This window comes from Polaromonas sp. P3_C2, from assembly GCF_056402675.1.
On record NZ_JBFUGX010000289.1, the window covers coordinates 1 to 5,291 of the forward strand.

At 64.2% G+C, this 5,291-nt stretch carries 1 protein-coding gene and 1 pseudogene; both read right to left on the minus strand.

Annotated elements, in window-relative coordinates:
- The coding region (locus AC1DWI_RS13125; protein WP_477724983.1) for a beta strand repeat-containing protein at window positions 1-5,115 on the minus strand (5,115 nt) is incomplete at its 3' end.
- An 81-nt stretch (window positions 5,116-5,196) separates the two neighbouring features.
- Window positions 5,197-5,291: pseudogene (locus tag AC1DWI_RS13130) on the minus strand (ESPR-type extended signal peptide-containing protein); the annotation flags it as partial.

Genomic DNA, 5,291 nt, shown 5'->3' on the forward strand with positions numbered 1-5,291 from the left:
GCCGTTGGCCAGGCTCAGGTTGACTTGCGAGGCGCCGCCTGCCGCCACCGCAGTGACGGACGCAGCGGAAATACCCACGGCGCTGGCGGGGCTGGTGCCCACACTGCCTGCGCCGCCGTCGAGGTAGACCGAGCCGCCCGCCGAATTGCTGATGTGCGGGGCCGCACCGCTGGCCACAATGCCCTGCGAGCCCTTGATGCGTACCGCCGCTGTGCCGGCGGTGGTACCCGTGGCCGTGCCGTCGCTAGTGATGCCGCTTGACGCCAGCGTGACCGTGCCGATGTTGTCGACGTCAATGCGGCCCGTACCGGTATTGGTGAGGGACGTGAGTGTGGTGTTGATGCCGTTGCGCAGCACGATATCGCCCGCGCCGCTATTGGTCGCCGTAAAAGCGCCGATCTGGTTGGCAGCCAGGTTGAGATTGATGCCCCCCACACCGCTGCCGGTGAAACTGCTGGCAACAATGGCCTGGGTCTGCGCGATGGCGCCGTTCAGGTTGGTGAGCGCGGTGGGGTTGCCGCCCGAGTTGATGCCGGCGTACCCGTCAACCGTGCCAACCGTGAGCGGCGCAGCCTTGCTGCTGGTAACGGCGAATGCGCCGGTGGTAGAGCGCCCGCTGATTTCGTCGATCTGGTTGCCGGCGTTGGTCAGGGTCACGGAGGAACCTACCGCGTTGAGCTTGCCCACACTGATTGCTCCCGTCTGGCTGATGCTGCCGGCATTGAGCAGGCTGATGACCGGCAAAGGCCCTGGCGCAGCCGTGATGGGGCCAGCGATCTCAATACCGCCTGTGCTCGTCAGGGTGCCAATCTGCAACACACCGGCCGTGATTAAGCCCAACTCAGAGGCCGCCAAATTCAGTGTCATGGCTTCAATACCCCCCACACCTGACTCGAGCTTGATCTCCCGGTTGGAGGTAAAAGGTGCAATCACCACCCGGCCGGCCCCTGCATTGACCGCACTGAGAATCTCGACCCGGTTGCCAATAATCTGGATTTCGCCGCCACTGCTGGCGACCGTCGTACCGCCGAGATAGACATCACGGGCAGCCACAGGCGCTGGCGCAGGCACGCCGGAGCCACGCAAGACGATGTTCGCGCCATTGGAGTTGATGGTGCCGCCCTCCATGCGTAAAGCGCTGTTGCCTGAAGCGGAGTTGGCACTCATGGCGCCAGTAATATCTATTGCGCCTGTAGAGCTGATGATGGGGCTGGCACCGGGGCTGGAGGCGACGATGGATGTGCCAATGACGTTGGTGGCAGTCGTCGAAGAGTTGACGGTGCCCACAATGGTCAAACCACCCGTGCCGGCGAGCAGCTCTGCTGCCCCATCGATCAATATACCGGTGCCCGAGGAACCGCCCACGGTCGCCGTACCGGTGAGCGTGATTTTCTTGCTGGCGCCGGACTGCACCTTGCCGCTGACATGCAGGCCCGTTCCGGCAAAGATGGATGGATTGTTCAGCGTGCCGGTGAACGCAATGTCTCCACCTGTGCTAGAGACCTCCGCCCCGCCAGCCAACTGCAAACCCTCGCTGGTGGCCAGTGAACTGGTGCCGACCCGGCCCGTGATGCTGATGTTGCCGGCCCCGGTAACTTTCGCGCCCGAATCCAGGCGCACGCCGCGTGAAACCTGCGCCAAACCGGACGGCACGCCCGCGTTGCCCGAAATGGTGATCGTTCCGTTGCCTGCGGTGATGTTGGAATTGGTAATGACCACGCCGCCCGCCGAGCCGCCGGTGGCGCTGGCGCCGCCGCTCGTCAAGTCGCCGTTGATGGTGATGTTGCCTGTGCCGGTGGTAGTAACGTTCGATTGGGTAGCGCCGTTGTTCACGATCTCCAGCGAATGCGTAGTGCTGGCGCCTGCCGCGCTGAGCACGACGTTGCCGCCGGCCGCACTGACCTTGCTGCCCAGCACCTGGATGCTGCCATTGGCCGCTGCCAGGCTGACGTTGCCGCCCACGACGCTGTTCTGTATGCCATCGCCCTGCCCCAGGTCTGTTACCACCAGCGTGCCCGTGCCGGTGTGCGACAGTGCAATATGGCCGCCGACTGAATTGATGGCGCTCAGGCGCGCCGCATCAATAGCCGCTGCACCGCCGATGCCATTGCCTATGCCGCCTGCCGCCGTCAGCATCAGGTCACCCGTTCGCAGCGTGGCGCCGGTCTGCACGTTGATGGCGCCGCCCGAAGTGACGCTCAAGCTGGTCAGCGCCGTGGTGGCGCCCACCGACGCATTGAAATTGGTGGCCCCGGCGCTCGTGGTGCTCAGTGCGTTCGCGCCATCGACCGTGTTGGCGAATGTGATACCGCCGGCGGTGCTGACCAGGCTGACGGTGCCGGCAACCGTTACCGCGCTGTTGAAGGTTTGTGCGCCGCCCGTCTGCAGCGTACCGCCGAACAGGTTGATGCCGCCGCCCGCCGTCAGCGCGAGTCCGCCGCTGAAGGTTTGTGTGCCCAGGTTGATGATCCCGGTGTCTTTGATCAGCGTCAGGGTGCCGGAGTAGCTGGGCGTGGTGGGAAAGGCAAAACCGCTGCCATAACGGAAGGCCATGTCTCTGACGCTGCCACTGCCGTTCACCGTCACGCCACCGACGAAGGTGTTGGCCGAAGTGCCCAGCAGCACGTCCTTGCTGCTGCCGTTGAGCGTGAACGTGGAAGCACCCGTCACATTCAATGCGCCGGCCTGCGAAATGGAGCCGGTGCTGGAAGTCGCCGTCAGGCTGCCGCCCACGGTGGATGGGCCCAGCACCAGGTCGTTCACATTCCGGATGGTCACTGCATTGACGCCGGAATTATTGAGCCCAACCGCACCCGTGAAATTGTTGCCCGCGTTGCTCAGGTTTATCACGCCGGCGCCGCCGTTGATGGTTACCGCACCCGCGCCGGCGGCCTGCGTGATCGCGCCCGTCTGCGCGATGTTGTTGCCGCTCAGGCTCAGCGTGCCGCTGCCGACAGACACAGTGCCCAGGGTCAGCGCACCGCCCGCATTGTTGATCGCGACGTTGCTTGCACCGGAATTGGTAACGCTGACCGCACCGGTGAAATTGTTGGCGCCTGTCAGGCTGACCTGGCCCACGCCGGCATTGACGGTCGTCGTGCCGCCCGCGATCAGGACGCCGGCGGTTTGCTGAACGCCGGTATTGTTTGCAATGAGCGTCAGGTTGCCCGTCGCCGTGAGGTCCCGGTTGATGTTCAGGCCGCTCGTTGCAGTCAGGCTGAGGTTGTTGGCGCTCAAGGCGCCGCCCAGGGAGAGAGAGCCGCCCGACAAGGTCAGGTTGCTTGGGCCGGTGTTCAGGGCGCCCAGCGTCGTTAGCGTGCCGCCACTGGCCGCCAGGCTGACGTTCTGGTTGGCGCCCGTCAGGGTCAGGGCATTGAGGTTGAGGCTGCCAGTCGCGCTGACGTTCACGTCCTGGGCTGCCGTAATGGAAGCGTTGCCAATGGCTGAGGCACTCAAAAAGTCGACCTGGCCACCTCCGCCTGTCCCCAGGGCGGTCAGGTTGAGCGTGCCTATGGCATTGGAGAAGCTGTTGATGCGTATTCGCCCATTGCCCGTGTTGCCCGCAGATGCGGTGAAGCTGCCGCCGGGCGCAGTCATGGTGGCATTGACGGCGCCGGCATTTCCCCGAATGTTGGTACCCGCGTACAGGTCAAAGGAGCTGGCCTGCCAGTCCACGCCGCTATTCATGACCACTTCACCCGTGGTGGCTCGCAGCTTTAAACTGCCGGCAAAGATTTGCCCCAGGCCGTCGGTGCCGCCGATGCTGCCGTCGGCCGTCATGTCCAGCGCACCGCCGTTCAGGTTCAGGGTTCCCGTGCCGGTGATATCGCCGGCAGCGTTGGCCGTCACAGAAAGAGTTGTGGAAGGCCCGCCCACACCGATATTGCCGTTGAGGAGGATGTTGCGCCCGGCGGTCATGGTCATACCGGCCGCGCCTGCATTGGTTTTGGTGATGTTCGCGCCGGTATTGATGTTGATGTCGCGTTCGGCAGTCAGCGTGAAGGTGTTGTTGTCCGTCCGGTTGATCGCCTGGTTGACGTGGATGTCGCCGTTGCCGCCGGCCGTGCCCATGGTGGCGGTCTGGATTTCAAAGTTGCCGCCAGTCAAAGCGGCCGCGACGGCAGCAGCCGTCATGTTGCCCGTGGCGGAGATGGTGAAATCGTTGGGGTCTATCAGCCATTTACCGGTGTTGCCGGCTGAAGCCAGCGTGGTGACCCTGGCGCTGTCGGCCACCTTCACATGCGCGGCGCTGGTTTCGACAAAGCCGCCATTGCCGCCATCGGGGGCAGAAGCATCGAGCGTGCCGCCGACATTGACCGTGCCCGTTTCCATATCGCCCATCAACAGGATGCGGCCGGCCTTGTTCTGCAGGGTTTTGGCTTCAATGACACCGGTGTTGTTCACCGTCGCCGTGGTCAGCTGGTCCATGGCTTTTGCGGACAGCAGCACCTGCCCGCCATTCGCCTGGATCAGCAGCTTGTTTTCGGCCAAGGCATTGATCGCGCCCTGGTCGATGCTGTAGCCCAGCAAATTGCCGTTGTCCAGGTTCAGGGTGATTTTGTTGCCGGCCGCGAGCAATGCGGTTCCCAGGCTGGCGGCGATCACGCCTTCGTTGCGTACCTCGGGCGCCAGCAAGGCCACATAGCCGCCCGTGGCGGCCGTCAGCGTGCCCTTGTTGGTAACCTTGCCCGCGCTGCTGCCGGTGCCAGCTTGGCCGGGGTCTGTGCCAAACGTGGTGCTGCCGGCCATGAAGTCGGCGTTGCTCATGGAAAGCGTCGAAGCCACGAGGCCGCCGACATTGACCTGAGACCCCGCGCCAAACAGCACGCCGTTCGGGTTGAGGATGAACACCTGGCCATTAGCCGTAAGGCTGCCCAGGAATTCGCTCGGGCTGCTGCCGGTAATGCGGTTCAGCGCGATGGCCTGCGCATTGGGCTGGTTGAACACCAGCGCCTCATTGGCTGCGGTGGAAAGATGCGTCCAGTCGATCGCCAGACGCTGGCTGGCCTGATTGATCGTGGTGGTGGCGCCGCTGGTGCTGACGTTGCCGCTGCCCACCACCACRGTGGAATTCAGCGCATCGGCGGCATGCACCTGCAAGTTAAAGACGGACATCGCCAGCAGCATGACCACGGCGGCGCGGCACCGTGCATGCAGGACAAAAACGAAGCCCTCACGGGGGCCGACGGAAGCAACTTCAACACCGCCGCGCGCGGAGCCGCCCCTGCTTCGGCCTCTGGCGGTTTCAGCCACAGCCACCCACAGGCCCAGCGCTGCGTTCCAGACAAGGC